The sequence below is a fragment of the Mesorhizobium sp. M7A.F.Ca.CA.003.01.2.1 genome, assembly GCF_003998945.1.
In the GTDB taxonomy this organism is placed as follows: Bacteria; Pseudomonadota; Alphaproteobacteria; order Rhizobiales; family Rhizobiaceae; genus Mesorhizobium; species Mesorhizobium ciceri.
Window position 1 is genome coordinate 1 of record NZ_RZRA01000742.1, and the last position, 2,949, is coordinate 2,949.

The 2,949-nt window shown below is 61.3% G+C and carries 3 protein-coding genes; 1 reads left to right on the top strand and 2 read right to left on the bottom strand.

Annotated features, from left to right (window positions below; translation table 11 throughout):
• Together EN969_RS24725 and EN969_RS24730 are read right to left on the bottom strand one after the other, a co-directional pair.
• Window positions 1-912, bottom strand: a 912-nt coding sequence (locus EN969_RS24725; RefSeq protein WP_127419471.1) for an amino acid permease, incomplete at its 3' end; no start/stop codon positions are given.
• Between the two features lie 44 nt (window positions 913-956).
• Window positions 957-1,775, bottom strand: a complete 819-nt coding sequence (locus EN969_RS24730) for an N-formylglutamate amidohydrolase (RefSeq protein ID WP_024502760.1) — start codon at window positions 1,773-1,775, stop codon at window positions 957-959.
• 144 nt (window positions 1,776-1,919) lie between these two features.
• Here EN969_RS24730 and EN969_RS24735 point away from each other — a divergent pair, with 144 nt between their 5' ends.
• Window positions 1,920-2,747, top strand: coding sequence for a MurR/RpiR family transcriptional regulator (locus EN969_RS24735; protein ID WP_063168963.1), 828 nt, complete (start codon window positions 1,920-1,922; stop codon window positions 2,745-2,747).
• The last annotated feature ends 202 nt before the right edge of the window (window positions 2,748-2,949 follow it).

Consider the following 2,949-nt stretch of genomic DNA (forward strand, 5'->3'; position numbering starts at 1 on the left):
GAACACGTTCCAGCCCTGCTTGGCGGCATCGTCCATGTTCGGGATCATCAGCACGAAGGCGGCCAGGAACAGATAGCCGAAAACGGCCGACCAGATCACCGACATGACCATGGCGCGCGGCACGGAAGAAGCCGCCTTGATGGTTTCCTCCGAGGTGTGCGCGGAAGCGTCATAACCGGTGATCGTGTAGATCGGCAGCAACAGTCCGAGCGCGAACACCCAGGCATTCGAGACGGATGGCCACACGCCGGCGCCTGCGTCCCCGGAATAGTTCTTGAAGGTGAAGAGACGGCTGAAATCCCAGGTCTCAGCGGAAGCCAGGCAGACGATGGCGATCAGGATCGAGCCGAAGAAGATGAGATAGCCCGAGAAATCGGTCAGCTTCGCCGTCAGCTTGATGCCGAGATGGTTGATCAGCGCCTGCGCGCCGGTGATGATGATCAGAAAGATCATCTGGTTTGTCAGCGTGCCTTCGATTCCGAGCGTCGGGCCGAAAGCGCCGATGAAAAACGTCCAGGTGCCGACATTGATGGCGCCGAGCACGGTGATCAGGCCGAGCAGATTGAGCCATGCGGTGACCCAGCCGGTGCCGCGGTTGCCGAGGATCGAACCCCAGTGATAGAGGCCGCCGGCCGTCGGATAGGCCGAGCTGATCTGCGACATGGCGACCGCAAAGGTCAGCGAAACGAAGCAGCCGACCAGCCAGCCGATGCCGATGCCGATGCCGCCGGCGCCGGAGGTGGCCTGGGCCAGCGAATTGATGCCGCCCGACAGGATGCAGATGATGGAGAAGGAAACGGCGAAGTTCGAAAAGCGACTGAGGCGCCGCTCCAATTCCTGGGCATAGCCCATGCTGTGGAGGTGCTTTACGTCCTCCGCCTTGTCAACTTCAGTATAACCCGGTGCTGCCATTTTAGTGTCCCCTGTTGGTTTTCGGGTCGGGATGAGATCCCGCCCTAGCTAGCCGATTGAACTGACTTTCCGACTGAATGCGATCTGGTGTGTCCGGCCTCCTCTGGCTCCAGATCCGAAAAAATGCCCGTGAGCAGATCCGCCCATTTCCGCTGCCCGGTCTCGCCGGCGATTTCGTCATTGCGGATTTCGATCATCGCGCAGGGCAGTCCGCGCGAGCGCGCATGCCGTTCCAGCGTGAAATAGACGCGGTCATCAGGTGAATACGGCTCGTTGACCCCGACGGTGACACCGGAAAGCCGCTTCAGCGCCGATATCAGCGGCGCCGCCAGCCGGCGATCCTCGTCATGGATGATGCCGATATGCCAGGGCCGGTTGCGGCCCTTGTATACCGGCGTGAAGGAATGGACCGAAACCAGCCGCGTTTCCTGACCGTGTGACAGCCTGTGGCTGATGATATCCGCAATCGTATCGTGGAAAGGGCGCCACGAAAGCGCGACACGCGCGGCACGCTCACTTTCCGACAGGCCGGCATTGCCCGGTATGGCCGTTGTCTCACTGACCGGCGGCACCAGGTCGGGCGCGTCAAGCGGCCGGTTGCAGTCGATGACAAGGCGCGAAATGCGGGTTTCGACGAGCGTCGCGTCGAGCGCCTGCGCCATGCGGCGGGCAACCGGCAGCGCGCCGGGATCCCAGGCGATGTGGCGCGACAGGTCCTCGACAGCAAGGCCGAGCGTGCCGAATTCGGCGGGCAGGAAGTTCGAGGCGTGATCGCAGGTCAGCACGAAAGGGCTTGATCCGCCGGGGTTCGTCACCCTTACGGTATCAGACGATGCAAGGCTGGCGGGCCGTGCTTTCTCCATACTCTGCCGTCCCCGGGGAGCGCTGTATCGTATGTTACGTATTTTGCCTCATTGCGTCCCTGTGGATGATTTCATACAGTTTGTCCGGCTTTGTCAAATGCGATTTCGGAAAAGACCATCGACCGAGCCAAGGGTGGGGAAAAGATGATTTCCAACATTGCCGAACTGATCGCCGACCGCGTCGGCACGATGCCGGCCAGCGAACGGCGCGCGGCCCAGACACTGATTGCCTTCTACCCGATGATCGGCTTGAAAACGGTCGCTGAATTCTCGGCCGCAGCCGGCGTTTCCTCGCCGACAATCCTGCGTTTCGTCGCCCGGTTGGGCTTTCAGAACTATCCGGAGTTCCAGTCGAGCCTGCAGGACGAACTGGCGGCGCAACTGCAATCGCCGGCGACAAGGACGCTCAATCCGCCCTCGCCCGGCGGCGGGACCGTGTCGCCGATGCTGGAAGCGACGCTCGACAATATGCGCGAGACATTCAGGCACCTGTCCGACAAGCAGCTTGCCGACATCGCCGCCCGGCTGGCGGACCGGCGCGGCAAGACCTTCCTGATCGGCGGCCGCTTCACCGATCCGCTGGCGCGCTACATGGCCGCCCACCTCGCCATCATCCAGCCGGATGTCTTTCACCTCGCCGGGCAGGAAAGCATGTGGCGTGACCGGCTGATCGACATGGGCAAGCGCGACGTGCTGGTCATCTTCGACATCAGGCGCTACCAGGACAGCCTCCTCCGCTTCGCCGAGAAGGCGCATCAGCGTGGCGTGCAGATCGTACTGTTCACCGACCAGTGGCTGTCGCCGATCGCCCGCCTTGCTCGCCATGTCATCGCCGGACGAACCGCAGTGCCGTCGGCATGGGATTCATCGGCGGCCCTTTTCGTCGTCGCCGAAACGCTGATCGGCGCCGTCACCAGGCAACTGGAAGCAGAAGGCGCCAAACGCATTCGCGAGATGGAAAGTCTGCGTTAGTGCATATGCGATGATCCGAAGCGTTACGCATATTTTCTCAAACGTTACATATATTTAATGTGCGCAGCCCCCGGAGAATTGTCATAAAGACGCGATATCGAGACGGCTTCTTTGCCTTACAATAGCCTCGCTGCGTCTGCTTCATTTCGGGAAACCGGTAGACGGAAGGATTGTTTTACCAACCGGAGTGCTGATGGCCGCC